We start from the raw sequence: 25,486 nt of genomic DNA, 5'->3' as shown, positions 1-25,486 counted from the left end.
ACGTCAACGCTCCTGGGCGCAGGCAGAGGTGACGATGCCTCAGCAGGCCGAGGGGTTTATCCGGCGAACTTCGGGTTTTCCCGGGGGTGCCCCGGCCCGGGCCGCTACGTTGACTGGTGTGGCGTCAGGAGCAGGAGGGGCAGAGTCCGCGGTAGGTGACCTCGACCTCGGAGACGGTGAACCCGAACCGCTGGTCCGCCGGGAGGTCCGCCAGCGGGTTGCCGACCGGGTGCACGTCGCGGATCGCACCGCAGCCGGAGCAGACCAGGTGCTGGTGCGGCTGGTGCGCGTTCGGGTCGTAGCGCTTGGCACGGCCGTCGGTGGAGACCTCGATGACCTCGCCGAGCGAGACCAGCTCGCCGAGCGTGTTGTAGACGGTCGCGCGGGAGATCTCGGGCAGCCGCTGGGCCGCGCGGGCGTGCACCTCGTCGGCGGTGAGGTGCACGTGGTCGCCGTCGAGGACCTCCGCAACGACGCGCCGCTGGGAGGTCAGCCGCCAGCCACGCCCACGCAGTCGCTCCAGCAGGTCGCTCATATGGGTTCACCTATTCAGGTTCGGGGGATGCCCGAGTTTACCAATGGGCGTCCGGGGTCCGATCGGGTCCGAGGGTGTGTTGCGTCTTGACTTAGACTCTGTCCATCGTAGGATCGGTTCTGAAGATAGCCAAGAGACGCAGCAGTAAGAGACCCACCACTTTCGAGACATTCCCGCATCCACCTGGTCCGGAAGGATTCCCATGTCTGAGAACCACGACGCCGTAGCGGAGACGGAGGGCACGGGTGGCTGCCCGGTCATGCACGGGCGCGCCCCGCACCCCACGCAGGGCGGCGGCAACCGCCAGTGGTGGCCCAACCAGCTCAACCTGAAGATCCTCGCCAAGAACCCCGCCGAGGCGAACCCGCTCGGTGCGGAGTTCGACTACGCCGAGGCGTTCAAGGCCCTCGACCTGCCCGCGGTGAAGCGGGACATCACCGAGGTCCTCACCACCTCCCAGGACTTCTGGCCGGCCGACTACGGCAACTACGGCCCGCTGATCATCCGGATGGCCTGGCACAGCGCGGGCACCTACCGGATCAGCGACGGCCGCGGCGGCGCCGGCGCCGGCCAGCAGCGGTTCGCCCCGCTCAACAGCTGGCCGGACAACGCCAGCCTCGACAAGGCCCGCCGGGTGCTCTGGCCGATCAAGAAGAAGTACGGCCGCAGCCTGTCCTGGGCCGACCTGATGGTCCTCGCCGGCAACGTCGCCCTGGAGGAGATGGGCTTCACGACCTTCGGCTACGGCGGCGGCCGCGAGGACGTCTGGGAGCCGGAGGAGGACGTCTACTGGGGTCCCGAGACCACCTGGCTCGGCGATGAGCGCTACACCGGCGACCGCGAGCTGGAGAACCCGCTCGGCGCCGTCCAGATGGGCCTGATCTACGTCAACCCGGAGGGCCCCAACGGCAACCCGGACCCGATCGCCGCGGCCCGCGACATCCGCGAGACCTTCCGCCGGATGGCCATGAACGACGAGGAGACCGTCGCGCTGATCGCCGGCGGCCACACCTTCGGCAAGACCCACGGCGCCGGCCCCGCCGACCTGGTCGGCCCGGCTCCCGAGGGCGCCCCGCTGGAGCAGCAGGGCCTCGGCTGGAAGTGCGGCTTCGGCACCGGCAAGGGCGGCGACGCCATCACCAGCGGCCTCGAGGGCGCCTGGACCGCGACCCCGACCACCTGGAACAACAGCTTCTTCGAGACCCTGTTCGGCTACGAGTGGGAGCTCACCAAGAGCCCCGCCGGCGCCTTCCAGTGGAAGCCGAAGAACGGCGCGGGCGCGGGCACCGTCCCCGACGCCCACGACCCGGCGAAGAGCCACGCGCCGACCATGCTCACCACCGACCTGTCGCTGCGCATGGACCCGGTCTACGAGCCGATCTCGCGGCGCTTCCTGGAGAACCCCGACCAGCTCGCGGACGCCTTCGCCCGCGCCTGGTTCAAGCTCACCCACCGCGACATGGGCCCGATCGCCCGCTACCTCGGCCCCGAGGTCCCCAGCGAGGCGCTGCTCTGGCAGGACCCGGTCCCGGCCGTCGACCACGAGCTCGTCGGTGCCGCGGACGTCGCCGCCCTCAAGGAGCGGATCCTCGCCTCCGGCCTGACCGTCTCCCAGCTGGTCACCACCGCCTGGGCCGCCGCCTCCTCGTTCCGCGGCAGCGACAAGCGCGGCGGTGCCAACGGCGCCCGGATCCGCCTGGAGCCGCAGCGCGGCTGGGAGGTCAACGAGCCCGACCAGCTCGCCGGTGTGCTGCGCACCCTGGAGGGCGTCCAGGCCGCGTTCAACGCGGAGCAGAGCGGCGGCAAGAAGATCTCGCTGGCCGACCTGATCGTGCTCGCCGGCGCAGCCGGTGTCGAGAAGGCGGCCAAGGACGGCGGCTTCGACGTCCAGGTGCCGTTCCACCCGGGCCGCACGGACGCCAGCCAGGAGATGACCGAGGCCGAGTCGTTCGCGGCCATGGAGCCCACCTCCGACGGCTTCCGCAACTGGGTCGGCAAGGGCAACCGCCTCCCCGCCGAGTTCCTGCTGCTCGACAAGGCCAACCTGCTGACCCTGACCGCCCCCGAGCTGACCGTCCTGGTCGGCGGCCTGCGGGTGCTCGGCGCCAACCACCAGCAGTCCGCCCACGGCGTCCTCACCGCGAACCCGGGGACCCTGAGCAACGACTTCTTCGTCAACCTGCTCGACTTGGGCACGGAGTGGACGGCGACCTCCGAGGACGCCGCCACCTTCGAGGCCCGGGACACGGCAACCGGCAAGGTCAAGTGGACGGGCACCCGCGCCGACCTGGTCTTCGGCTCCAACTCCGAACTCCGTGCCCTCGCCGAGGTCTACGCGAGCGACGACGCCAAGGCCAAGTTCGTCAACGACTTCGTCGCAGCCTGGGCCAAGGTGATGGACCTGGACCGCTACGACCTGGTCTGAGCCCGATCGCCCGAGGGCGCCTCCGCCGGCCGGCAACGGCCGGCGGAGGCGCCCTCGGCGCATGCAGCGGTGACGGCTACTCGGTGTCCTTCGGGTGCCGAGGGGACGCGTACCCCAGGATCACGGTCGACGCCTCCGGGCTGACCAGGTAGCGGACACGGCCACCGCTGGTGATCTCGTACTCCCACCGCTCCGGCTCGGAGCCCTTCCACCCCCGGTGGCATGCCTACCGCGAAGCCGGTGCTGACGGTTCCGGTCGGACCGCGACAGCGGATCTTCGCGGAGCGTTGTGTCGGCCTCGCTGAACTCCCCCGGGTCGATGACGAGCACCCGGTCGCCGCCCTCCAGCCGGACGCAGGCATGACCGTATTTGATCAAGCGCGTGCGGAGAGGCTATGACGGATGGTCGGTCAGGGCGACCCGCTCGTGTTGCCTCCCGCCAGGTGCCCCACCTCGTTCCACAGCTCCCCGCGCATCCGCCCCTGCCCGGCCCGCCACAGGCTGGCGGAGCAGTTCCGCACCGGCTCCAGTGCCAGCAGCTGCGCCTCGGTCAACTGCTCCAGCACGTAGCGCAGCATCAGCACCACGTTGTCGTGCGCGACCAGCAGCACCGGGCGGCCGCACTCCGCCGCGCAGACGTCCCGTAGGCAGTCGCGGACCCGCAGCGCCACGTCCGACCAGCTCTCGCCGCCGGGCGGGCGGTAGTAGAGCTCGCCCATCTTGCGGCGGCGGGCGGCCTCCTCGGGGTGCTGCTTGGAGATGGCGGCCTGGGTGAGCATCTCCAGGACGCCGAGTTCGCGGTCGCGCAGCCGCTCGTCGTACCGGATGGGGAGGCCGACCGGCACCGAACCGAGGCCGGCGGCCTGTGCGATGGCGATCCGGGCGGTCTCGGCGGCCCGCACGTAGGGCGAGCACCAGACGTCGCGCGGGCGGTCGGCGGGCGGCAGTTCGGCCCACCAGCGGCCGAGCGCCTGGGCCTGGGACTGGCCGAGCATGGAGAGCGGGATGTCGGCGTCGCGGCAGCTGATCGGCACGCTGAGGGCGCCGGTGGTGTCGGCGAGCTGGAACTCCACGTTGGCCGTGGACTGTCCGTGCCGGGTGGCGATCAGGACGGACGGCAGCGGGGCGGCCGCCCGGTCCTGGCGCGGGTGGCCGTTGAGGATGGTGCTCAGCTCGGGCATGGGCGGTGCTCCCCGTCGGGTTCGGCGACGTCGCCTCGACGGACGCCGACGACGTCATGTTCAGAATGCGCAGAAAACCGGACGACGTACAGCGGCTGTCGGGCTCGGACTGGTCACAAAGCCGGACGGCGTACATATGATCGCGCCGCCACCCCCTCAGTGTTGAGGGCGGTGGCGGCGCGGTCACAGGGCGCGCGTCGGGGCGCTTAGTGCGCCACGGCCGGTTGGGGCGCGTCCACGAGCTCGGGGTCGCCCGCCTCCGCGCTGTAGTCCGCCGGGGACGTCTCGTCCTTGCCGTCCGGGGTGCCGAGCGCCTTGAACACCAGCGTGAGCACCACGGCGACCAGCAGGTTGAGCACGAACGCGGTCAGGCCGATGTAGCCGATCTCGCCGATCACCGGGATCTTCGCCGTGCTGCCGCCGAAGTGGTGGGTGGCGGCGGAGGAGATGCCGTAGGCCTTCCAGGTGCCGTAGACCATGCCGACCGCCCAGCCGGCCAGCAGCCCCCAGCGGTGGAACCAGCGGGTGAACAGGCCGGAGACGATCGAGACGCAGGTCTGCAGGATCCAGATGCCGCCGAGCAGCTGCATGTTGATCGCCAGCTGCTTGTCCATGCCCAGCACGAAGACCAGCGCGCCCACCTTGACCAGCAGCGAGACGAACTTGGCGACCCGGGTCTCCTGCTCGGGGGTGGCGGCCGGGCGGATGAACTCCTTGTAGATGTTGCGGGTGAACAGGTTGGCCGCGGCGATCGACATGATCGCGGCCGGCACCAGCGCGCCGATCCCGATCGCGGCGAACGCGACGCCGGTGAACCAGCTCGGGAACAGCTTGGCGAACAGCTCCGGCACGGCCAGCTGCGGGTTGGACTTGCCCACGCCGGCCGCGATGGCCAGGAAGCCGAGCAGCGCCAGCAGGCCCAGCATCAGCGAATAGGCGGGCAGGATCGCCATGTTGCGGCGCACCGTGTTGCGCGACTTGGCGGCCAGCACGCCGGTGACGGTGTGCGGGTACATGAAGAGCGCCAGTGAGGAGCCGAGCGCCAGGGTGGCGTACGACCACTGCGCCTTGGGCCCGATCACCATGGCACCGATCGGCTGCCCGTTCTTCCCCTTGGTGCTGAACTTCTGTGCGGCCGCGTCGAAGATGTGCCCGTAACCGCCCAGCCGCATCGGCAGGTAGATCACCGCGACGATGATCACGATGTAGACCAGGGTGTCCTTGACGAACGCGATCAGCGCCGGCGCCCGCAGGCCCGAGGAGTAGGTGTAGGCGGCCAGCACGGCGAAGGCGATGAAGAGCGGCAGGTCCTTGACGAACCAGTTGGAGTGCGCGCCGCCGCCCACGCCCAGGGTGTCCAGCACCGCCTGGATGCCGACCAGTTGGAGGGCGATGTACGGCATGGTGGCGAGGATGCCGGTGAACGCCACGGCGAGCGCCAGCCCGCGCGAACCGTACCGCCCGCGCACGAAGTCGGCGGGGGTGACATAGCCGCGCGCCCGCGCCACCGACCAGAGCCGGGGCAGGAAGAGGAACACCAGCGGGTAGGCGATGATCGTGTACGGCACGGCGAAGAAGCCGCTCGCGCCGCTGCCGTAGACCGAGGCGGGCACCGCGATGAAGGTGTACGCGGTGTAGAGGTCGCCGCCGAGCAGGAACCAGGTGATCCAGGTGCCGAAACTGCGCCCGCCCAGGCCCCATTCGTGCAGCTGGAGGGCGTTGTCGGCGCGTCGCCACCGGGCGGACAGGAAGCCCACCACGGTGACCAGCAGGAAGAAGAACACGAACACCACCAGGGCGACCGTGTTCACGCCGTGCGTCATCGCGGCTCACCGCCCATGCGGATGGCGGTGGCGGCCTTGCGCTGCTTGGCGTCGTGGTTGAGCAGCAGGTAGGCGGAGCCGGTGAAGAGCGCGGAGACCGGGATCCAGAGGATCTGGTACCAGTAGAAGAACGGCACTCCGCCGAGTGCGGGCGTCATGCGGCTGTACGAGGAAACCCAGAGCAGGGCGACGACCGGCACGGCCAGGGCGATCCCGGCGAGCACGCGGGCCGGCGTGACCACGGGCAGTGCGCCCAGGGGTGCTGATGGAACGTCAGGATCGGTGGACATTCGCGACTCCGGCGGGTGGCAGGGGATCCCAGCAGCGCCGCAGCGCTCAACGCGCCCGCCGAGCAGCGCTCTTGGTGATCGACTGTGGACTGCACGGGAATGTATGGCACTCCATGCCCCGGTGTCACGGGAGAAAACAAGGAATCTCGCGGAACGAGCCGCACGTGGGCGGTTGCGTCTGGTCGGGCGGGCATCCGTTCGGATCAAGGTATTGACGAATGGTCAAGAAGTGTTGACCATTGTGGCTCGTGACTGACGACACCGCTTCGGCTGACGACCCCTTCGCGGTCCCCACAGACGACACCGTCCACCTCTCCACCGACGAGCAGCTGCGCGCCATCAACAACGTGGTGCGCCACCGGATCCTGGGAGTGCTGCGGGACGCGCCCGCCACCATCACCCAGGTGGCCGAGAAGCTGGGCCTGGCCAAGGGCAGCTCCAGCTACCACGTTCGGCTGCTGGAACGGGCCGGGCTGATCGAGGTGGTCAGCACCCGCAAGGTGCGCGGCGTCACCGAGCGGTACTACGGCCGGACCTCGCGCGGCATCGTGCTGCCCGACCCCGCACCGGGCGAGCCGGACATCCTGATGCGGCACGCCATCGCCGACCTGGAGGCCGCCCCGGCCGGGCCGCGCACCGTGCGGATGCAGCACGTGCGGATCAGCCAGGCGGTCTACGAGGAGTTCACCCGCCGCCTCAACGCGCTCAGCGAGGAGCTGCGCGCCGCCGCCGACCCCGATGAGGCAGAAGCCTCGCTGGTCATCGCCTTCTTCCGCCCTCAGGACATCAGATGACGAACACTCAGCTCGCCCCCGACGTCGCCACGCCCGGGGCTCCCTCCGCCCGGCCCGAGCTGCCCGCCGCCTTCCGCCGCCTCTGGGCGGCCGGCGCGGCCTCCTCCCTCGGTGACGGCGTCTACTTCGCCGCCCTGCCGCTGCTCGCCGCCACCCTGACCCAGAACCCGGTGGCGCTGGGCATGGTCGCCTCGGCCGCGCTGCTGCCCTGGCTCTTCTTCGGCCTGATCGGCGGTGCGCTGGTGGACCGCTGGGACCGGCGCCGCACCATGTGGATCACCGACCTGCTGCGGGCCGTCCTGCTCGCGATACCCGCGCTGGCCGCCGTGCTGCACCTGCTCAGCATCCCGCTGCTGGTGGCGGTCGCCTTCCTGCTCGGGACCGGGCAGATCTTCTTCGACTCGGCCGGCTCCGCCTACCTGCCGCAACTGCTCGGCCGCGACCTGGAGTTGCTGCAGCAGGCGAACAGCCGGCAGATGGGCGCCCGCACGGTGGCCGCCGACTTCGCCGGACCGCCCGCCGGCAGCGCACTCTTCGCCCTGGCCCGCTCGCTGCCGTTCGGGCTGGACGCGCTCTCCTTCCTGGCCAGTTCGCTGCTGATCCGCACCCTGCCCGCCCAGCCGCCGGTGCGGCGGCAACCGCAGGGCCCGTCGCTCTGGGCGGAAGCCAAGACGGGTGCGGCCTTCCTGTTCAAGGACAAGGTGCTGCTCGGCCTGGCGCTGCGGCCGGCCATCGGCAACATGGCCTTCGCCGGCATGGAGGCCGTCCTGGTGCTCTTCGCCCACCATCAGCTGCACCTCGGCAACGTGGGCTACGGCGTGCTGCTGACCGCCCAGGCCGTCGGCGGCCTGCTGGGCGCCGCGCTGGCCGGGCGGCTCGGCAAGCTGCTCGGCACCGGCCGCGCGCTGACCACCACCGCCCTCCTGGAGGCCGCCGCCCTCGTCGGGCTCGGCCTCTCCGCCGGCCCCCTGCCGTTCATCCCGGCCGGCCTCGCCCTGGCCCTGCTGGGCGCCGCGATGGCGGCCACCATGGTGCTGGCCCCCTCGGTCTCGCAGGCCCTGATCCCGGCTGAGCTGGCCGGCCGGGTCGGCGCCGCCCGCCGCCTGATGGCCCTCGGCGCGGCCCCCGTCGGCGCCCTGCTCGGCGGCTGGCTGGCCCAGAGCGCAGGCCTGCGGGCGCCGTTCCTGGTGGGCGCGCTGCTGCTGGCCTCCACGGCGCTGCTGTCGGTGACGCTGGCCAGCAACAAGCGCATCGAGGCGGCGCTGGCTGCGGCGGCGGGGGTCGCGGGGGAGTAGCGGTCCGGGCTCGGGCCCGGCGGGTCACTGCTTGACCGCGACCCGCCAGTTGATGGTGGCGTTGTTGCCCTTGCCGTCGCCCGTCCGGGAGATGCTGAAGGCGCCGTCGGTGCCGCCCTCGTCGTAGCCGTTGCTGCCCACGAACGGGTTGTCCCAATGGACCTGCACCTGCTTGTAGTTGAGTGAGGGATTGCCGCAGCCGTAGGCGGTGAAGGTCGCGTGCCCCTCGGTGCCGGTCGCGAGTCCGTTGCTCTCCGAGGCCCACGAACCGGTCTGACCGTCCTTCACGTCCTGCGGCACCTCGGTGCTCCAGATCCCGTGGTCCAGCGAAGCGCCGGTCTTCACCAGGTCGCACCCGGTCGCGTTCTCGAAGTAGACATTGGTGCTGCGCGCCGCATTGGGCACCGGCGCGGCGCTGGCCGGCACCGCCAGGCCGGCAACCGCCGTACCGGCCGCGAACACGACTGCTGCCACACGCGAGTGAATACGCATGATTCCCCTCAACTTCCGAGCTGGGAGGGCGGGATCACCTGCTGCCCTCGTGGAGCATGAAAGCAGCAGCAGGGCTGCTTTCGTGTCCGTATGCGTGGCATTTCACCCGGTTGGAGGCGTCCCGCCTGTGCGGCCCGGCTCCCGTGGGTCAGCTCTTGAGGGCGCTCGCGATCTGGTCCGCGACCCCCTGCGCCTCGATGTCCCGGCCGCGGGGGTTGGGGTGGGCGTACCAGGGCAGGAGCTTCTCGCCGATCTTGAGCTGGGAGGGCTCCAGCAGGCCGCCGATGCCCCGATCGCCGCCGTCGCAGGCGGTGTTGCTGCCGGTCGCGGCGTACAGGTCGACGAAGCGGGCGCCGTGCTCCTTGGCGGAATCGGCCATGACCTTGTTCAACCGGGCCTCGACCTGATCGAGGACGCCAAGTGCGTTCGGCTCGATGTCGGCGAACGGCAGCTCCTGGGAGCCGGGGATGGGCGTGCTGCACAGGCGCTCGTTCTCGGGCACCAGCCTCGAATAGCCCACCAGGACCGTCTTGGCCTTCTCCTTGGAGAAGTACTGGATGCGGTCGAACATCTCCCCCAGTTCCCAGTGGACCCGCTCCAGCTGGGTGTCCAGCCATTTCGCGCCGTCGCCCGCCTCGAAGTACCGGCGGCACTCGCCGGCCGGCGAGTCCGCGTCCACCAGGTCGCCGGGCAGTAGTTGCCCTTCCTCGCCCCTCAGGCGCTGCGAGCACTGTTTGAGGATGCGGGCGAAGCCGAGCGTGTTACCGCCCATGCTGCCCACCACCAGCCGGGTGTCTTGGTTCACCGCTTCCTGCTGCGGCGGCACCGTGAAGGGCGGCCCCGGAAACAGCGTCTGCTCCTCCCAGAAGTTCTCGATGGTGGCGGCGCCGCAGGAGCGGTCGTCCTGGACCCGAAGCGCGATGCCCCGGTCGGCGAGCTGTCGCGTCGCCACCGCCGGGTAGTTGTCCTTCGCCCGGAGGCAGAAGTACCGGGGATGGTTCGGGTCGGTCTCGGCCAGCGGCGCGATGCCGTAATTGGACGTGTAGGAGTCCCCGAAGAACACCGTCGGCACCGGCGCCGCCGCCTGGGCGATGCCACCGCCCACCGGCACGGAGGCCGCAGTGCACCCCGCCAGCGCCACCGCCGACAGCCGACGCTTCCACCCTGTTGATCCACGCACGAACCGCACCTCTCGCCGCCATGTGTGACCGGTTGGACACCTTGCGCGATCAATCGTGTCGGCTGCCCGTGGGTGAGGGCGGGAGGGATCGCCGGGATGGGCCCGAAAGGAGGAGGTGAGCATGAAGCCCTGTCAGCTCGCGCTCCGGCCTGAGACCCGGGAGCCTCGCGGTCCGGGCGGGCGGCGCATGTGGTGGCGGGGCGGCGGAATCCGCGCCAGGCAGTGGTTCTGGGTCGAGACGCACCTGTGCGGACAGCCCCCGACCCGAAGGCCGAGGGCTGCCAATGATCAGCGACCGCTCAGGTGTTGCCGCCGAAGTCGCCCGCCTGGATGCCGGTTACGAACGCCTGCCAGGACTCGCCCCGGAATACCAATGCGGGGCCCTGTCGGTCCTTGGTGTCCCGCACGGGGACGCTGTCAGCGAGGCCGGCGCCCACTTCGACGCAGGCCTGACTTCCGTTGCTGTAGCTGGATTTGAACCATGCTGTCGTCGTCAGGTCAACCTTGTCCATAGCTCCCTGCCACTTCGGAGATCAGGCGCCGGGAGGCCTGATCGTCCAGCGCTGTCTGCTGAAGATTCCTGAATACGTTGTCATATCGTTCGACTTCGTGCGGCTTGTCCAAGTACAAGGCCCCGGTGAAGCCATCTGCGTAGACGGTCGGCGGTTCGCTTTCGCTCCCGTCTCCGTTGAGTGGAAAACGCAGAATGCCGAAAGCTCCCGTCAGCACACCGAGATGAAGGCCCGCACTGAACGGGACTACCTTGATCGTAACGTTGGGCAGCTCGCTGGCCTCCCGGAGCCGTTCGAGCTGGCTGACCATGCCGGCGTCCCCTCCGATCGGACGTCGCAACACGGCCTCGTTGAGGACGACATCGAACGAGGACGGCTCCGATGCAACGCCTGTCCTGTGCACCGATGCTGACGGTGAGTCTGGACGTGGTCTGGTGCTGGTCGCGCAGCTCGCCAAGGAGTGGGGCTGGGGGGCGCGCGACGGCATTGGCAAGCGGGTGTGGTGCTGCTGCGCACCGGCGTAGCGTTCCGTGGGCGCCGAGGGCGGCCTGCAATGAGCGCTGACGGTCAGTAGGTTGGGAAGTCGGCGGTGGCGACTTCCCACTCACCGACCCGGATCGTCTCCCCGAAGGCGAACTCCCGGCGGGTGCTGTAGCGGCGGCCTTCGGGCGTCTGGTGCGGGGCGGAGAGGAGCATGCCGGTGCCGGTGCGGGGGTCGATGAGCAGGTAAGAGGGGATGCCCATGATCGGGTAGTCCCGCATCTTGCCCTCGTAGTCGTTCTCCGGATTCGACTTGGAGACGACCTCCACCACCGCCATCACCTCGCGAGGGTGCACCGCCTCGCCCGACTCCAGGGCACTCTTGGGAAAGACCATGACGTCGGGGCGGCGCTTGATCCCGGATTCCGGGTCCTCGACGTCCGCCCCGCCATGGGCGATGAGGCCGGTGCCCGAGCGCTCCAACTGGCGGTCCAGGTGCTTGGCGAGGCGGTAGACGATGAGCTCGTGCAGGTTGGCGGGGCTCGTCAACACGATGATCTCATCGCCGCTGATCTCGGTGGCCCAGACGTCCTCCGGAGCATGGGCCATGAGCTCGTCCGCGATCGCTCGCATGCGGGCGTAGTCCACGTCCGACATTCCACCAGACATCGCGCCCTCGGCTCCGGATTCAGGCTACCGGCCTGCCGCTGAGAGCGGGATCGCGTGGCCGCGCGCAGGATGTCGGCCGGGCGACTGGAGTGTGGGTGATCTGCAAGTGATATGCCAGCGGCCGCCCGGATCCTCGATGGGGGCGCCCGCTGTGGGCGTCCGCCTTCCCAACCTGCAATCGCAAAGGGGCCGCTGCTGTGTCGTCCGTGCCTTTGACCTCGCGCTGGGACGTTCACCGGTTGCCGCGCGCCGATGACCGCGTCTTCCTTGTCACCGGCGGCAACGCCGGGATCGGGTACTTCATCGCGGAGCAGTTGTCCGCGACCGGAGCGACCGTCGTGCTCGGCAGCCGGAGTCCGATGAAGGCCGAAGCCGCCCGGGCCGCGATCCGGGACCGAGTCCCCGGCGCTCGGGTGCGTACCCTGCGGCTGGACCTGGCCGACCTCTCGTCGTTGAGCAGTGCGGCGCACGCGCTGGAGTCGACACACCTCGACGCGGTGGTCCACAACGCCGGGGTCGCGCTCGACGACCCGCCGCGCCGGGAGACCCGGGACGGCCACGAAGTCATGTTCGGGACGAATCACCTCGGGCATTTCGCCCTGACCGGCTGGCTGATGCCACTTCTGGCAGCCGCACCAGCGGCCCGCGTCGTCACCGTGGGCAGCTTCGCGGCGAAGTCCGAGCGCCTGGACCTCGGCGACCCGCAGTCGCGGCAGGACTACCGCCCCAAGCGGACCTACGGACGGTCCAAGCTGGCCCAGATGTACTTCGCCCTCGAGCTCGACCGCCGCCTGCGCGCCGCCGGAAGCACGGTGGCCAGCGTAGTGGCCCATCCCGGCGGCGCCCTGGACTCCCTCACCCCCTCGCGTCCACCGGTGTCCGCACGGACCTTCGGCACCCTGCTGCGCGGGGCGCCCGCCGGCGTCCTCCTCCAGGGCAAGCACGCCGGCGCCTGGTCCGCCGTGCGAGCAGTGCTCGACCCGACCGTGCGCGGCGGCCAGTTGTGGGGACCGCGCGTCTTCGGCCTACGTGGCAGGCCTCGACTCGAACCGGTGTGGAGGAACCTCGCCGATACCACCGTCGCGGCGGAGCTGTGGAGGATCAGCTGCGACATGACCGGCGTGGATCCCGGCAACTTCCCCGGATAGCTGGGGCGAACGGCCACGAGCGGGGAGCCCAGGCGCACGGCGATCAGTCCGCCGACAGCGATCCGCCCGGACCGCTCGGGGAGGGCTTGCCACACCTGCACCACGGGCGGACGGTGAAGGTAGACCGCGATCTCCCCGAGGGAGGCCTCCATGTACAGCAAGGCCACGGTGGCAGGCCATCCGGTCCACCCCATGCTCGTCGCCTACCCGGTGGCCGCTTACACCGGCACCCTGGTGGGCTTCGCCGTTTACGCCTCCAACGGACAGCAGTTCTGGCTCAACTTCGCGATCGCCATGAACATCGCCGGAGTGGGCGGCGCGCTGCTGGCCGCGCTGCCGGGCTTCGCCGACCTGTGGCTGGGCGTGCCGCGCAAGTCGAGTGCCATGGCCATCGGGCGCGTCCACGGGGGCCTCAACGTCCTCGCGCTGGCGCTGTTCGGCATCAGCCTGGGCCTCTACGCCAACCACTGGAACGGCCCGCCGCGGAGCGCCACGCCGGGCCTCGCCCTCGCCTCCGCCGGGGTGTTCTGCACGATCGGCGCCGGCTACCTGGGCTGGACCCTGGTGCAGGACTACCACATCGGCGTTCAGCTCACCCGTGACCAGGCGCGAGACGAGGCCACGGTCCAGCACCTGCGGCCGCTGCGCATCCACCACGACAAGGCCGCCTGAGGCGGTGCCTCAGCGGGCGCTGCCCATGGTCCGGTCGCCCTCGGCGCCCTCGAGCAGCAGGGTGGTCTCCTCGATCCGGCGGAACCGGCCGTCGGGGGCGAACTCGGCGAACAGGTAGACCTCCATGCGGGCGGTGGAGCCGTCGGTCTTGGTGACGGTCACGGTGTGCCGGTCGGCGTAGCGGTCGCCGTCGGCGAGTTCCTCGTGCACCTCGACCGAGCCGTCGGCCACGATCTCGCGCAGGTGGGCGATGTGGGTGCGGAACTCCCCGCGGTCGTCCCAGCGGCCGTCGGTCCGCTGGCGGTAGTCAGGGGCGAAGTGGCGGTCGACGGCCTCGTCCAGGTCGAGTCCCGGGGTGAGGAGCAGGTCGGTGAGGGCGGTGCGGATGTCGGTGTGGCGCATGAGGGTTCCTTCGCAAGAGGGATGGAAAGTGCGTGCTTCGAGCACGCTTCTGACCATACTAAAAAAGCGTGCCTTGCGCACGCTAATCTGGAGTGGTGACGAACCCGACTGGACACGAGATCGCTGAAGCCCTGGGCCTGCTGCTGCGGCGCAGCACCCGCGCCGGCCTCTATGCCCACCTGACCGACGGCCTCGGCGAGGCGGTCGACGACCTCACCTACCCGGTGCTCAGCGGACTGGCGCGGACCGGCCCGTGCAGTGCCGCCGACCTCGGCCGGGAGGTCGGACTCGACCGCACCACCGTCACCCGCCGCGCCGACCGGCTGGAGCAGGCGGGCCTGCTGCGGCGCGAATCCGACCCCGGCGACCGGCGCGCGACCCTGCTCGCGCTCACCGGCGCCGGAGACGGCGTCGTGCGAGCCGCCCGGCAGCGCCTGGCGGCCCGCATCGAGGACTCCCTCGCCGACTGGCCGCAGGCGGATGCCCGGGCCTTCGCCCACTGGCTGCGGCGGTTCGTCGAGGAGGGGCCCTTCACGGGCACGGGCGACGCGGCGGTGTGACGGTGACCCAGGCCTCGCGACCGGGCCGTGCGCGAGGCCTGAGTCAGCGTCACACCGCCGCGCGGGTGTTCGCCGAGGGCTGGACGGCCGGCTCCGGGGCCGGTGCACCGTCATCGGCGGCCTCCCGCAGTGCCGGGAAGCGGATCCGGACGGCGCAGAGCGAGACGATGCCCGCCGAGCCGGCCACCGCGGCCAGCGCCCAGGTCAGGCCGGCGCCGCTCGCGATGAAGCCGATCGCCGCCACCCCGAGGGGGTGACGGCGAGCGGGTTGGTGACGGCAGCTCAGCTGGGCCGCTGCAGCCGGGTGATGAACTTGTACCGATCACCGCGGTAGATCGAGCGCACCCACTCCACCGGCGCGCCCTCGGCGTCGAAGGAGTGCCGGGAGAGCTGCAGCATCGGCAGCCCGACATCCGAGCCGAGCAGCCCGGCCTCGCGCGGATTGGCCAGCGTGGTCTCGATGGTCTCCTCGGCCTCGGCCACCACCACGCCGTAGACCTCGCGCAGCGCGGCGTAGAGCGAGTTGTGCTTGACCAGGTTGCGCCGCAGCGCCGGGAACCGCTTGGCCGACAGGTGCGCGACCTCGATCGCCATCGGGTCGCCGTTGGCCAGCCGCAGCCGCTCGATCCGCAGCACCCGGCCGCCGGGGCGGATGTCCAGCAGTGGCGCCAGCCGGTCGTCCGCCGTGATGTAGCCGACCTCGATCAGCCGGGAGGTCGGCTCCAGGCCCTGGGCCCGCATGTCCTCGGTGTAGGAGGTCAGCTGGAGCGCCTGGGCGACCTTCGGCTTGGCCACGAAGGTGCCCTTGCCCTGGATCCGCTCCAGCCGGCCCTCGACCACCAGTTCCTGCAACGCCTGCCGCACGGTGGTGCGGGAGGTGTCGAACTGCGCGGCGAGCGCCCGCTCGGGCGGCACCGGGGTGCCGGCCGGCTGGGTCTCGGTGAGCTGCAGCAGGTGCCGCTTCAGCCCGTAGTACTTGGGCACGCGCGCTGCCGCGGGCTCGCCCCCGTTGCCGGCCTGCGCGGGCAAGGCCCCCGCCTCGGGGAGCTGGGCCGTGGTGCCCCCGTCGCTGCTCATGAGCCGCTTCTCCGCTTCTCGCGAGGTCCGTTCCGACCCCACTACCTCGTTAACGGCACACATCGTTGCACGTATGCCTGGTTGACGGGGACCTCATCACGTGATGAACGAAGAGCGGTGTCGGCTTGGTAACGGCTCGTCCGGAATGCTCATGCAGCCGTTGACACCTCTATTGGTCTAGGCCAAGCTCCACACATCTGGTCTACACCACTGCAGACCAGCTCATGAATCCCACCCATCACACGGGTTCGCGACGCCGCTTTCGACCAGTTCGGGGGGTTATGTCGCCGGCCGCCGATGGGGGCAACCGGGCATCCCTCAGGAGGATGGCGTGAAGCGTCAGCTCATCGCGGCGGTCGGCGTCGCGGCAATGGTCGTCGGCGTGGCGGCTTGCGGTTCCTCGGCCAAGAAGGACAACAGCGCGGGCGGCTCGGGCAACTACAACGGCAAGACCCTGACGGTCTGGCTGATGGACGGTTCGGCGCCGCAGACCTGGCAGGACGGCATCAAGGCCGACTTCGAGTCCCAGTACCCGGGTGCCAAGCTGAACATCCAGATCCAGAAGTGGGACGGCATCGGCCAGAAGCTGACCACCGCCCTCTCCGAGGGTTCGGTGGACGTCATGGAGGTCGGCAACACCCAGACCGCGGGCTACGCGGCCTCCGGCGGCCTGATGGACCTGACCTCCGCCAAGGCCGACCTCGGTGGCAACGACTGGGCCGCGAACCTGAACGCCTCCTCGGTGCTGGACGGCAAGCAGTACGCCGCCCCGTGGTACTTCACCAACCGCGTGGTCATCTACAACAAGGCGCTGTGGACCAAGGCCGGCATCACCGGCACGCCGAAGACCCTGGACGAGTACTACGCCGACCTGGACAAGCTGAAGGCCGCCGGCGTGCAGGACCCGATCTACCTGCCCGGCGAGGAGTGGTACACCTACTTCGGCCTGCTCTCCGGCGAGGGCGGCCAGATCGCCAAGCAGGTCGGCGGCAAGTGGGTCGGCAACCTGGAGTCGCCGGAGGCCAAGGCCGCCTTCGCCACCTTCCAGAAGCTGCAGGGCTACTCCACCGCCCCCAAGGACAAGGACGAGGCGACCCCGCAGCAGGACACCCTCTTCCCCAAGGGCACCATCGCCTCGATGGTCGGCCTCGGCTGGGAGGCCCCGGCCCCCAAGGACATGCCGGCCGACAACGTGGGCTACTTCCCGGTCCCGGGCAAGACCGCGGACAAGCCGTCCGGCGTCTTCCTCGGCGGCTCCAACCTGGCGATCGCCCAGGCGAGCAAGAACCAGGACCTGGCCAAGGACTTCCTGAAGCTCGCGCTCTCCGACAAGTTCGAGGGCCAGATGGCCTCCGCCGGCCTGATCCCGAACAAGACCTCGCTCGACTCGCTGGCCACCACCGACTTCGACAAGGCGGCCCTGCCGGCCTCCGCCAACGGTGCCACCACACCGAACCTGGCGAACTGGTCGAACGTCGAGAACGACCCGAACCCGATCAAGGACTTCCTGGCCGCCGTGCTCCAGGGCGCGGACTACGACAGCACCGCCAAGAAGTACGACGACGAGATCACCAAGCGTCTCGGCCAGAGCCAGTAAGACCCGGGCGACGTCGCCCACCGGCACCCCGCACGGGCCGGTGGGCGGCGCCGCCGCCCTGTTTGCGGCCACCCCAGTCGGCCAGGTGCGAGGAAGAGAGACCAACCGATGGCTGTTCAGTCGGAACCGGTACGGGCCAAGTCGCCCGGCGCGGGCGTCGGAGGTGACGCTCCGCAGGGAGTGAGGCCGTCCGCCGGTCCCGGTCCGCTGAGCCGCAGCACTCCCTACCTGCTGCTGCTCCCGGCCATCGCGGCCACCCTGGCGCTGCTCTGCTGGCCGCTGGTCGAGACGGTCATCCTGTCCTTCCAGAACCTGAACAAGCGCCAGCTGATCCTGCATCAGACCCAGTGGAACGGGTTCAGGAACTACACCGACCAGCTGACCAGCAGCGAGTTCTGGCACACCACCGGCCGCTCGGTCGCCTTCACCGCGCTCAACGTGGCACTGATCATGGTGTTCGGCACCCTGGTCGGCCTGCTGCTGAACCGGCTCGGCAAGAGGATGCGGCTGGCGCTGCAGATCGCCCTGATGCTCGCCTGGGCGATGCCGTTCGTGGCCCAGACCACCGTCTTCACCTGGCTCTTCGACTCCCGCTACGGCGTGGTGAACTGGTTCCTGGACAAGCTGGGCTGGCACAGCATGGCCGCCTACAACTGGTACAGCTCCCAGCTCTCCACGTTCTTCGTCATCATGCTGCTGCTGGTCTGGGGCTCGATCCCGTTCGTGGCCTTCAACATGTACGCGGCGCTCACCACGATCCCCAAGGAGCTCTACGAGGCCGCCCGGCTGGACGGCGCCGGCTCGTACAAGGTCTTCACCTCGGTGATCTTCCCGACCCTGAAGCCGTTCTTCCTCGGGACCACGTTCCTCGAGGTCATCTGGATCTTCAAGTGCTTCACCCAGGTCTACGCCATCAATGCCGGCGGACCCCAGCGGCTCACCGAGACCCTCCCCGTCTACGCCTTCATCGAGGGCATGGGCAACCAGCACTACGGGGTCGGCGCCGCCATCGCCGTGCTCACCATCCTGATGCTCTCGGTGCTGATGTCCTACTACTTCCGGATCATCATCAAGCAGGAGGACGAGCTGTGAGGCGCTCCGTGCCGGGACGCAGCTGGCCGAACGCCATCGCCGTCGTCCTCGTCATCTTCTTCGCGTTCCCGGTCTACTGGATGGTCAGCACGGCCTTCAAGAAGACCACCGACATCATCAGCAAGACCCCCGTCTTCATCCCGTTCAACGGCACCCTGGAGCACTTCTCCACGGCCACCGGCGCGGACCAGTTCTGGTCGTTCGTCGCCAACAGCTTCATCGTCACGGTGATCGCGGTGGCCGCCTCGCTGGTGATCGCCACCGCCGCCGCCTTCGCCGTCACCCGGATGCGGTTCCGGGGCCGCAAGGCCTTCGTGCTGGTGGTGATGGTCTCCCAGATGGCGCCCTGGGAGGTCATGTCGATCTCGATCTACATGATCGTCCGGGACAACGACATGCTGAACAGCCTGGTGCCGCTGACCCTCTTCTACATGATGATGGTGCTGCCCTTCACGATCTGGACGCTGCGCGGCTTCATGGCCGCCGTGCCCAAGGAGCTGGAGGAGTCCGCCATGGTGGACGGCTGCAGCCGGTTCCAGGCCTTCATGCGGGTGATCTTCCCGCTGCTGGTGCCCGGCCTGATGTCCACCTCGCTGTTCGGCTTCATCACCGCGTGGAACGAGCTGCCGCTGGTCCTGGTCCTGAACAAGGCGACCGGCCCCGGCACCGCGCAGACCCTGCCCCTCTGGCTGACCTCGTTCCAGACCACCTTCGGGGACGACTGGGGTGCCACCATGGCGGCCTCCACCCTGTTCGCCCTCCCGGTGCTTGTCGTCTTCTTCCTTTTCCAGCGCAAGGCCGTCGGCGGTCTGACCGACGGCGCAGTGAAGGGCTGACCGTTGAGCATCCTCACCCCGAGCATCCCGGACAGCGACCAGCTGCACCGCGACGCGCTCACCGTCCTGCAGCCCGGCTTCGAGGGCAGCACCCCGCCCGCGTGGGTGCACCGGCACATCGCCGCCGGCCTCGGCTCGGTCGCACTGTTCGGGCGCAACGTCACCGACCAGGCCCAGCTGGCGGCGCTCACCGCCGAGTTGCGGCGGGAGAACCCGGACCTGCTGATCGCGATCGACGAGGAGGGCGGCGACGTCACCCGCCTCGAGGTCGGCTCCGGTTCCTCCTGGCCGGGCAACCTGGCCCTCGGCGCGGTCGACGACCCGGCGCTGACCCGGGACGTGGCGCGCGAGCTGGGCCGGGCGCTGGCCGAGTGCGGCATCAACTTCAACTGGGCGCCGGCCGCCGACGTCAACTCCAACCCGGGCAACCCGGTGATCGGGGTGCGCTCGTTCGGCGCCGACCCGCAGCTGTGCGCCCGGCACACCGCCGCCTGGGTGGCGGGCCTGCAGTCGGCGGGGGTCGCCGCCTGCGCCAAGCACTTCCCCGGGCACGGCGACACCAATGTGGACTCGCACCACGGGCTGCCGCTGATCGACGTGGCCGAGGAACTGGTCCGGGCCCGCGACCTGCCGCCGTTCAAGGCCGCGGTGGAGGCCGGCGCCAAGGCGCTGATGACCGCACACATCATGATCCCGGCGCTCGACCCGGACTACCCGGCCACCCTGAGCAAGGCGGTGCTGGGCGGGCTGCTGCGGGCTCCGGAGAGCGAGGGCGGCCTCGGCTACCAGGGCTTGATCGTCACCGACGCGATCGAGATGGGCGCCATCGCCGACCGCTACGGCATCGCGGAGGGGACGGTGCTGGCGCTGGCGGCGGGCGCCGACGCGATCTGCGTCGGTGGCGGGCTCTGCGACGAGGAGACCGTGCTGCGGCTGCGGGACGCCATCGTGGCGGCGGTGCGGGAGGGCCGGCTGCCCCAGGAGCGGCTGGCCGACGCGGCCGGCCGGGTGCGGGCGCTGGGCAGCTGGGCACGGCAGAGTCGATCGAAGCAGGCAGCCCAGGCCGCCCCGATCGAGCCGGACCTGTCGATCGGCCTGCGGGCCGCCCGCCGGGCCCTCAAGGTGACCGCCGATCCCGCTCAGCACTTCGAGCCGGTGACCGACCGTCCGTTCGTCGCCTCCTTCTCGCCGGAGTCCAACATCGCGGTCGGCGACGACACCCCGTGGGGCGTGGCCGGGATGCTGGCCGAGCGGTTCCCCGGCACCCGGACCCGCGGCATCGGGCCGGACCAGGCGGGTGCGGAGCAGCTGGACGCCCTGGTGGGCGAGCTGCTGGCCGAGGCGGCGGGTCGGCGGCTGGTGCTCGTGGTGCGCGACGTGCACCGCCACGACTGGATGTCAGCGGCACTGCGCCTGCTGCTGAACGCCCGGCCGGACGCCCTGGTGGTGGAGATGGGGGTGCCGCAGGCCGAGCCGGTCGGCGCGCTGCACATCGCCACCCACGGCGCGGCCCGCGCCTGCGGCCTGGCCGCCGTGGAGGTGCTCACCGGCCGGCCGTCGGTCGGTCGCTGAAAAACCTCCCGAGGCTTTCCGACCGCCGCTCGACACCGGGCCCCGGTGGAGGAGAGATCCTCTGCCGGGGCCCCGGTGTTTCCCTGCCTACTGGTACGCGGCGATGTCCTACGTGGCGGCGTACGGCGGCACCATCGCCAAGTTCGACAGCGCCGGCAACTGGCACGGCACCCTGGAGGACCCGAAGGCCCAGCAGGGCATCCAGCACTTCGTCGACCTGGTGAAGCGCTACAACCACGGCGACCCCACGGTCAACGAGCAGCACCTGCCTGGTTCGTCCCGCCGGCCCCGGGCTGGGCCCAGGTGGAGAAGCAGAACGTGCTGGAGACCATGCTCACCTCGATCCTGGCCGGCACTGCGGTGAGCCAGGCCACCATGGCCGCGGACGCCCAGATCAACCAGCTGATCAACAACCAGGGCTGAGCGGGCCCGGACAGCACTACGGGCCACGGCGCCGACGAGGGACCCTCAACCCTCGCGGCACCGCAGCCCGGAGCTTCGCCGACCGCCGGAGCCGACGCCGGGATTGTGCGGGATCCCAGTGTCGCGGCGGTCGACCGAGGAGGGCTCCGCGCGTGGTCAGGGCAGTTGCGCGGGGGCCTCTCCTTGGTGCCTCCCCATTGTGGACTAGACCAATCTGGGTTGTCCAGGAATCCGCCGGAATTGGTCTGGACAACTGCGGTGATCTCGGGCCGGGCCCCGGTTTGGCTACCCTCGGCGGTGTGCCCTCGCTGAACGAACTCGTCCGCCGCCACACCACCCTCACCGGTGCCGATGTGGAATGGCTCCACCTGCTGGTCTCGGAGTGGCAGCTGCTCTCCGACCTCTCCTTCGCCGACCTGGTGCTCTGGATCCCCACCTGGGACGGCATCCGCTACGTCTCGGTGGCCCAGATGCGGCCCAACACCGGCCCCACCTCCTACCAGGACGACATGGTCGGCCACCTGGTCCCGCGCGGTCGGCGCCCGCTGCTGGACGCCGCGTTCGACGAGGGGCGGATCGTCCGGGAGGGCGACCCGGAGTGGCGCGAGGAGGTGCCGGTGCGGGTGGAGTCGATCCCGGTCCGCCGGGAGGGCAAGGTGCTCGGGGTGATCGCCCGCAACACCAACCTGCTCACCGTGCGCACCCCCAGCCGGCTGGAGCTCACCTATCTGCAGAGCGCCTCCGACCTGGCGCAGATGATCGCCGCCGGCAGCTTCCCCTACCCCGGCGAGCAGGTGGACATGGACGCCGCCCCCCGGGTCGGCGACGGCCTGATCCGGCTGGACGCGGACGGCATCGTCACCTATGCCAGCCCCAACGCGCTCTCCGCCTACCACCGCCTGGGCCTGACCACCGATCTGGTGGGCGGTCATCTGGGCCGCACCACCGCCGAGTTGGTGCCGCCCTCGCGGGGCGCCGTGCACGAGGCGCTGGTCAAGCTGGCCAGCGGCTGGGCGCCCCGGCAGGCCGAGGTGGAGGCCCAGGACGGCGTGGTGACGCTGCGGGCGATCCCGCTGAAGCCCAAGGGCGTGCCCACCGGCTCGCTGGTGCTCTGCCGCGACGTCACCGAACTGCGGCGCCGTGACCGGGAGCTGATGACCAAGGACGCCACCATCCGGGAGATCCACCACCGGGTGAAGAACAACCTGCAGACGGTCGCCGCGCTGCTGCGCCTGCAGTCCCGGCGGCTCGGCGACGACTCGGCCCGGGCCGCGCTGGACGAGGCGGTGCGCCGGGTCGGCTCGATCGCCATCGTGCACGAGACGCTCTCGCAGAACCTGGACGAGCAGGTCGCCTTCGACGAAATCGCCGACCGGGTGCTGGCCATGGTGATGGAGCTGTCCCAGGACGGCCAGGTCGCCGCCAAGCGCAGCGGCAGCTTCGGCATCCTCTCCGCCGAGGTGGCCACGCCGCTGGCGATGGTGCTGACCGAACTGCTGCAGAACGCCCTGGAGCACGCGTTCGGCGGCCGCCCCGGCGGCACGGTCTCGGTGAGCGCGCTGCGCGGCCGGGCGCCGGTCGCCGGCTTGGGCTGGTCGGACAGCTGGACCCAGGGGGCCAAGCCGGACGAATACCTGATGATCACCGTGCAGGACGACGGTCGCGGCATGCCGGAGGGCTTCGACCCGCAGCAGGCCGGCAACCTGGGCCTGCAGATCGTGCGGACCCTGGCCACCGGGGAGCTGGGCGGCACCTTCGACATGCTGGCCGCGCCGGGCGGCGGCACCCGGGTGGTCCTGGAGATCCCGGTCCGCTGACCGCTTGCCGGGGCAAGAAACGAGGCCCCGCCGACCGGGGGGGAGGGTCGGCGAGGCCTCTCAACCCGTTCCGGCCGTCGGGGGGAGTCGGCCGGTACGGGGGCTCTTGGGTGACGCTCGGCGCTATTGCATACGGTGAGCGTCGCAGGTCCACACTATTGCTCTGCGTGAGCAGTGGCAAGTAGCCGGACCGGGGTGAGTCGCAGTCGGAGCGGTCTGCGCCGGCGGTGCTGCCAGGGTGCGTCTGCTCCTGCGGAAGGCTTCGACGAAGTCGCGGTCGAAGCCTGTGATCATGTGTTGATCGGTACTGCTGAACTGCTGATCCTCACCGAGCGATCGGTGGTACTGCGATCGCTCAGGCGGTGCGGGCGCGGTTGCGGGCGGCGCGGCGCTTCATCGCACGACGCTCGTCCTCGCTCATCCCGCCCCAGACGCCGGCGTCCTGGCCGGTCTCCAGCGCCCACTGCAGGCACTGCTCCATCACGGGGCAGCGGCGGCAGACGGCCTTGGCTTCCTCGATCTGCAGCAGAGCAGGACCGGTGTTCCCGATCGGGAAGAACAGCTCCGGGTCCTCTTCGCGGCAGACAGCGCGGTGGCGCCAGTCCATGGTCGTCCAACTCCTCCTGCCGGTGGACGGGGGCCCACCAGCACTATCGAAACGTCTTGTGAATGTGAACGCTTTCACGAATCCCGCAACGGCAATAGGAGCCAACGGCCTCTACGGGCCGGGCATCTGTGCTGAGGGGGGTTCGGGCGAATCCCGCGATCCCGAGCCGGAGGCCCAGTGGGATGCAACGGGGGGTCGCTTCGCAGTCCCGCTGCGTCGCGTCCCGATCGCCATGTAGAGGTTCGCAAACCTCAGGCTCGGATACAACCCCCTTCGAGGAGGAATTTTTGATTCTTCGGTGTCGCCTACCTCACAGGCCGTACTTCTATGGGGTGAAGGGGGCTCGCACGTTCGAGAACAAGGGCGGGGCCCCCTTCTGGTCACACAATCACACGCAGTGCCCGTCGTACGCCTGTGAAACTGACGCGGCTCCTGTCTCCAAGGTGGTCCCCGTCGACCTGAAATGGGACCGGTTCCTGTGAAACCAAGGTGAAGTGCCTGAGGTCGTGATAGGAGACGACGTGCTTCCCGGTCGGTCCGGACTGCTTGCCGCGCTGCTCCGAAGGTGTGTGCGGGCGCAGAATCTGACGGATCGTCCGCGCGGTTCCGAACGCTGTCATTCGAGTGATGCCGAAGACGTCAAGGTCGGTTTCGAAGGATGCGGACGGCGAGGGCAGCACCGGGCGATTGCCGAGGAATGTCCACGGCGAGGTGTTCGAGACTATTGACATCACCAGTCCCGACTGCGGTGCCCGGCCCGGGATTTCCAGCGTGACCGGGCCGTTCTTCCGATGCTCGCGCTCGGTCACGTAGTGCCGGAGCGCTTCGCGCACATAGAGCGCGTGCGTGGACCGGCGCCCCGACCGGCGCTGCTCCTCCACCCGGCCGACCACGCCCGCGTCGAAGCCCAGGCCGGCGGTGAAGGTGAACCAGCGGTCCGGCAGCCCGTCGGTCATCGCCTTGCCCAGGGAGATCGCCCGCTGCCGGCCGTTGTCCAGCGCGTCCAGCAGCACCCCGGTGGCGTCCACCGGATCGTTGGGCAGCCCGAGCGCCCGGGCGAAGACGTTGGTGCTGCCGCCCGGCACCACCGCCAGGCGCGGCAGCTTCTCGCTCGGGCCGTGCGCCAGCAGGCCGTTGACCACCTCGTTGACCGTGCCGTCGCCGCCGAGCGCCACCACCAGGTCCGTCGAGCCGTCCGCGGCGGCAGCCCGGGCCAGGTCCCCGGCGTGGCCGCGGTACCCGGTGACCGCGACCTCCAGCTTGAGCTCGCTGCGCAGCGCATGGGTGAGGACATCCCTGGTTCGGCCACTGGTGGTGGTCGCCTTCGGGTTCACGACCAGGAGCGCACGCATGAGGATCAGCCTAAGGCTCGGCCGGAGCGGCCCGGCGGTTACCCTGCTTCAGTGACCGCAGAAACCACCGCCCCCGCCACGCCCCCCGCGCGCCCCACCCCGCTGCTGGCCGGGGTGGCCCTGACCCTCGCCGAGGGCGCCGCGCTGGTGGTCTGGGGCGTCTACATCATCGTCGCGGCGCTGGTCGAGAGCACCCGGAACCAGGGGCTCGCCGAGTACGGCGGGGTGGTGATCCTGCTGCTCGGCCTGCTGCCGCTGCTGGCGGGCGGGGCGCTGCTGCGACTGCGCCGCTGGGGCCGTTCTCCGGCGGTGCTGATCCACACCCTCTGCCTGCCGGTGGCCTGGTTCATGTGGGGGGCCGGCGGTGTGATGGCGGCGATCGGGGTGCTGGTCGGCCTGGCCGGGCTGGCCGGTCTGGTGCTGCTGCTCAACCCGAAGGTCACCGCGGTGCTGTACCAGGGCGCCGACACCGAGAGCTGAGTACCCGTCAGCGGCTGAAGCACAACCGGGGCGCGGGGGGGGGGGGGGGGGGGCCCCCCCCCCCCCCCCCCGGGCCGGCGCCCCCCCCCCCCCCCGGGGGGGGGGGGGCCCCCCCCCCCTGGGGGGGGGGGGCCGGGGCGGCGGGGGGCGGGGCCGCCGACCCACCCCCGCCCGC

General features: G+C 70.4%; 26 protein-coding genes. 12 read left to right on the top strand and 14 right to left on the bottom strand.

Annotation, left to right across the window (positions count from 1 at the left end):
* Positions 1 to 124: 124 nt before the first annotated feature.
* Positions 125 to 535 (bottom strand): Fur family transcriptional regulator, encoded by a 411-nt coding sequence (locus tag P3T35_RS18265; protein WP_101382155.1) that lies wholly within the window; start codon positions 533 to 535, stop codon positions 125 to 127.
* A gap of 202 nt (positions 536 to 737) precedes the next feature.
* Between P3T35_RS18265 and katG the strand changes: the two genes are divergently transcribed.
* Positions 738 to 2,960, top strand: a complete 2,223-nt coding sequence (katG, locus tag P3T35_RS18260) for a catalase/peroxidase HPI (protein ID WP_101382156.1) — start codon at positions 738 to 740, stop codon at positions 2,958 to 2,960.
* A 410-nt stretch (positions 2,961 to 3,370) separates the two neighbouring features.
* On the opposite strand, the gene P3T35_RS18255 is transcribed toward katG, so the two are convergent.
* The 3 genes from P3T35_RS18255 to P3T35_RS18245 form a co-directional block, all read right to left on the bottom strand.
* Positions 3,371 to 4,141, bottom strand: coding sequence for a histidine phosphatase family protein (locus P3T35_RS18255; protein WP_101382157.1), 771 nt, complete (start codon positions 4,139 to 4,141; stop codon positions 3,371 to 3,373).
* 206 nt (positions 4,142 to 4,347) lie between these two features.
* Positions 4,348 to 5,964, bottom strand: coding sequence for a sodium:solute symporter (locus tag P3T35_RS18250; protein ID WP_101382158.1), 1,617 nt, complete (start codon positions 5,962 to 5,964; stop codon positions 4,348 to 4,350).
* Positions 5,961 to 6,254 carry a DUF3311 domain-containing protein gene (locus P3T35_RS18245; RefSeq protein ID WP_101382159.1) on the bottom strand — a complete coding sequence of 98 codons (294 nt, stop codon included), beginning with the start codon at positions 6,252 to 6,254 and terminating at the stop codon, positions 5,961 to 5,963. The genes P3T35_RS18250 and P3T35_RS18245 overlap by 4 nt, the downstream gene beginning before the upstream one ends.
* 248 nt (positions 6,255 to 6,502) lie before the next feature.
* On the opposite strand from P3T35_RS18245, the gene P3T35_RS18240 reads away from it, so the two are divergent.
* Both P3T35_RS18240 and P3T35_RS18235 read left to right on the top strand, forming a co-directional pair.
* Positions 6,503 to 7,048 (top strand): winged helix-turn-helix domain-containing protein, encoded by a 546-nt coding sequence (locus P3T35_RS18240; RefSeq protein WP_101382160.1) that lies wholly within the window; start codon positions 6,503 to 6,505, stop codon positions 7,046 to 7,048.
* Positions 7,045 to 8,343, top strand: a complete 1,299-nt coding sequence (locus P3T35_RS18235) for an MFS transporter (RefSeq protein WP_101382161.1) — start codon at positions 7,045 to 7,047, stop codon at positions 8,341 to 8,343. Before P3T35_RS18240 ends, P3T35_RS18235 begins: the two co-directional genes overlap by 4 nt.
* 24 nt (positions 8,344 to 8,367) lie before the next feature.
* Here the strand turns inward: P3T35_RS18235 and P3T35_RS18230 are convergent, their stop codons facing one another.
* From P3T35_RS18230 to P3T35_RS18210, 5 genes are all read right to left on the bottom strand, one after another.
* Positions 8,368 to 8,817, bottom strand: coding sequence for a hypothetical protein (locus P3T35_RS18230; protein ID WP_143676897.1), 450 nt, complete (start codon positions 8,815 to 8,817; stop codon positions 8,368 to 8,370).
* Between the two features lie 166 nt (positions 8,818 to 8,983).
* The gene (locus tag P3T35_RS18225; protein ID WP_280706809.1) at positions 8,984 to 10,015 is read right to left on the bottom strand and encodes an SGNH/GDSL hydrolase family protein; all 1,032 of its coding nucleotides are present in this window, start codon (positions 10,013 to 10,015) and stop codon (positions 8,984 to 8,986) included.
* Positions 10,016 to 10,314: 299 nt separating this feature from the next.
* Entirely contained in the window at positions 10,315 to 10,527 is a 213-nt protein-coding gene (locus tag P3T35_RS18220; RefSeq protein ID WP_101382164.1) for a DUF397 domain-containing protein, read from the bottom strand.
* On the bottom strand, positions 10,514 to 11,014 hold the full coding sequence (locus P3T35_RS18215) for a DUF5753 domain-containing protein (protein ID WP_280706808.1): 501 nt from the start codon (positions 11,012 to 11,014) through the stop codon (positions 10,514 to 10,516). The genes P3T35_RS18220 and P3T35_RS18215 overlap by 14 nt, the downstream gene beginning before the upstream one ends.
* A gap of 80 nt (positions 11,015 to 11,094) precedes the next feature.
* Positions 11,095 to 11,655, bottom strand: a complete 561-nt coding sequence (locus P3T35_RS18210) for a Uma2 family endonuclease (protein ID WP_101385254.1) — start codon at positions 11,653 to 11,655, stop codon at positions 11,095 to 11,097.
* Between the two features lie 218 nt (positions 11,656 to 11,873).
* Between P3T35_RS18210 and P3T35_RS18205 the strand changes: the two genes are divergently transcribed.
* Both P3T35_RS18205 and P3T35_RS18200 read left to right on the top strand, forming a co-directional pair.
* The gene (locus tag P3T35_RS18205) at positions 11,874 to 12,824 is read left to right on the top strand and encodes an SDR family NAD(P)-dependent oxidoreductase (protein ID WP_101382165.1); all 951 of its coding nucleotides are present in this window, start codon (positions 11,874 to 11,876) and stop codon (positions 12,822 to 12,824) included.
* 150 nt (positions 12,825 to 12,974) lie between these two features.
* A complete protein-coding gene (locus P3T35_RS18200) occupies positions 12,975 to 13,496 on the top strand; it encodes a DUF2231 domain-containing protein (protein WP_101382166.1) in 522 nt (173 codons plus the stop codon).
* Between the two features lie 9 nt (positions 13,497 to 13,505).
* On the opposite strand, the gene P3T35_RS18195 is transcribed toward P3T35_RS18200, so the two are convergent.
* Positions 13,506 to 13,898, bottom strand: coding sequence for a nuclear transport factor 2 family protein (locus P3T35_RS18195; RefSeq protein WP_101382167.1), 393 nt, complete (start codon positions 13,896 to 13,898; stop codon positions 13,506 to 13,508).
* A 95-nt stretch (positions 13,899 to 13,993) separates the two neighbouring features.
* Here P3T35_RS18195 and P3T35_RS40400 point away from each other — a divergent pair, with 95 nt between their 5' ends.
* On the top strand, positions 13,994 to 14,458 hold the full coding sequence (locus P3T35_RS40400; RefSeq protein WP_101382168.1) for a MarR family transcriptional regulator: 465 nt from the start codon (positions 13,994 to 13,996) through the stop codon (positions 14,456 to 14,458).
* A 49-nt stretch (positions 14,459 to 14,507) separates the two neighbouring features.
* Here P3T35_RS40400 and P3T35_RS18185 read toward each other — a convergent pair whose 3' ends face one another.
* A complete protein-coding gene (locus P3T35_RS18185) occupies positions 14,508 to 14,702 on the bottom strand; it encodes a hypothetical protein (RefSeq protein ID WP_101382169.1) in 195 nt (64 codons plus the stop codon).
* Between the two features lie 38 nt (positions 14,703 to 14,740).
* Positions 14,741 to 15,535 carry a GntR family transcriptional regulator gene (locus tag P3T35_RS18180; RefSeq protein WP_180356577.1) on the bottom strand — a complete coding sequence of 265 codons (795 nt, stop codon included), beginning with the start codon at positions 15,533 to 15,535 and terminating at the stop codon, positions 14,741 to 14,743.
* Between the two features lie 331 nt (positions 15,536 to 15,866).
* Here P3T35_RS18180 and P3T35_RS18175 point away from each other — a divergent pair, with 331 nt between their 5' ends.
* From P3T35_RS18175 to P3T35_RS18155, 5 genes are all read left to right on the top strand, one after another.
* Positions 15,867 to 17,132 (top strand): extracellular solute-binding protein, encoded by a 1,266-nt coding sequence (locus P3T35_RS18175; protein WP_101382171.1) that lies wholly within the window; start codon positions 15,867 to 15,869, stop codon positions 17,130 to 17,132.
* A gap of 108 nt (positions 17,133 to 17,240) precedes the next feature.
* Entirely contained in the window at positions 17,241 to 18,224 is a 984-nt protein-coding gene (locus P3T35_RS18170; protein WP_101382172.1) for a sugar ABC transporter permease, read from the top strand.
* Positions 18,221 to 19,060, top strand: coding sequence for a carbohydrate ABC transporter permease (locus P3T35_RS18165; RefSeq protein ID WP_101382173.1), 840 nt, complete (start codon positions 18,221 to 18,223; stop codon positions 19,058 to 19,060). Before P3T35_RS18170 ends, P3T35_RS18165 begins: the two co-directional genes overlap by 4 nt.
* A 3-nt stretch (positions 19,061 to 19,063) precedes the next feature.
* Entirely contained in the window at positions 19,064 to 20,632 is a 1,569-nt protein-coding gene (locus P3T35_RS18160; RefSeq protein ID WP_101382174.1) for a glycoside hydrolase family 3 protein, read from the top strand.
* Positions 20,633 to 21,354: 722 nt separating this feature from the next.
* A complete protein-coding gene (locus P3T35_RS18155; RefSeq protein WP_101385255.1) occupies positions 21,355 to 22,872 on the top strand; it encodes a PAS domain-containing sensor histidine kinase in 1,518 nt (505 codons plus the stop codon).
* A gap of 355 nt (positions 22,873 to 23,227) precedes the next feature.
* On the opposite strand, the gene P3T35_RS18150 is transcribed toward P3T35_RS18155, so the two are convergent.
* Both P3T35_RS18150 and P3T35_RS18145 read right to left on the bottom strand, forming a co-directional pair.
* A complete protein-coding gene (locus P3T35_RS18150) occupies positions 23,228 to 23,479 on the bottom strand; it encodes a WhiB family transcriptional regulator (protein WP_014138019.1) in 252 nt (83 codons plus the stop codon).
* A 380-nt stretch (positions 23,480 to 23,859) separates the two neighbouring features.
* The gene (locus P3T35_RS18145; RefSeq protein ID WP_101382175.1) at positions 23,860 to 24,831 is read right to left on the bottom strand and encodes a diacylglycerol kinase family protein; all 972 of its coding nucleotides are present in this window, start codon (positions 24,829 to 24,831) and stop codon (positions 23,860 to 23,862) included.
* Between the two features lie 51 nt (positions 24,832 to 24,882).
* Between P3T35_RS18145 and P3T35_RS18140 the strand changes: the two genes are divergently transcribed.
* Positions 24,883 to 25,311, top strand: coding sequence for a hypothetical protein (locus tag P3T35_RS18140; protein WP_101382176.1), 429 nt, complete (start codon positions 24,883 to 24,885; stop codon positions 25,309 to 25,311).
* Positions 25,312 to 25,486: the final 175 nt, after the last annotated feature.

The sequence above is a fragment of the Kitasatospora sp. GP30 genome (assembly GCF_029892145.1).
In the GTDB taxonomy this organism is placed as follows: domain Bacteria; phylum Actinomycetota; class Actinomycetes; order Streptomycetales; family Streptomycetaceae; genus Kitasatospora; species Kitasatospora acidiphila.
Note: the sequence above shows the minus strand (reverse complement) of the source record. Positions and strands in the feature narration are given on the sequence as shown.

Bases quoted from the DNA above. Each gene is read 5' to 3' on its own strand.
- P3T35_RS18150 (WP_014138019.1), bottom strand. From the start codon at position 23,479: ATGGACTGGCGCCACCGCGCTGTCTGCCGCGAAGAGGACCCGGAGCTG.
- P3T35_RS18265 (WP_101382155.1), bottom strand. From the start codon at position 535: ATGAGCGACCTGCTGGAGCGACTGCGTGGGCGTGGCTGGCGGCTGACC.
- P3T35_RS18170 (WP_101382172.1), top strand. From the start codon at position 17,241: ATGGCTGTTCAGTCGGAACCGGTACGGGCCAAGTCGCCCGGCGCGGGC.
- katG (WP_101382156.1), top strand. From the start codon at position 738: ATGTCTGAGAACCACGACGCCGTAGCGGAGACGGAGGGCACGGGTGGC.
- P3T35_RS18235 (WP_101382161.1), top strand. From the start codon at position 7,045: ATGACGAACACTCAGCTCGCCCCCGACGTCGCCACGCCCGGGGCTCCC.
- P3T35_RS18195 (WP_101382167.1), bottom strand. From the start codon at position 13,898: ATGCGCCACACCGACATCCGCACCGCCCTCACCGACCTGCTCCTCACC.
- P3T35_RS18220 (WP_101382164.1), bottom strand. From the start codon at position 10,527: ATGGACAAGGTTGACCTGACGACGACAGCATGGTTCAAATCCAGCTAC.
- P3T35_RS18245 (WP_101382159.1), bottom strand. From the start codon at position 6,254: ATGTCCACCGATCCTGACGTTCCATCAGCACCCCTGGGCGCACTGCCC.
- P3T35_RS18255 (WP_101382157.1), bottom strand. From the start codon at position 4,141: ATGCCCGAGCTGAGCACCATCCTCAACGGCCACCCGCGCCAGGACCGG.
- P3T35_RS18145 (WP_101382175.1), bottom strand. From the start codon at position 24,831: ATGCGTGCGCTCCTGGTCGTGAACCCGAAGGCGACCACCACCAGTGGC.
- P3T35_RS18180 (WP_180356577.1), bottom strand. From the start codon at position 15,535: ATGAGCAGCGACGGGGGCACCACGGCCCAGCTCCCCGAGGCGGGGGCC.
- P3T35_RS18200 (WP_101382166.1), top strand. From the start codon at position 12,975: ATGTACAGCAAGGCCACGGTGGCAGGCCATCCGGTCCACCCCATGCTC.
- P3T35_RS18215 (WP_280706808.1), bottom strand. From the start codon at position 11,014: ATGCCGTCGCGCGCCCCCCAGCCCCACTCCTTGGCGAGCTGCGCGACC.
- P3T35_RS18250 (WP_101382158.1), bottom strand. From the start codon at position 5,964: ATGACGCACGGCGTGAACACGGTCGCCCTGGTGGTGTTCGTGTTCTTC.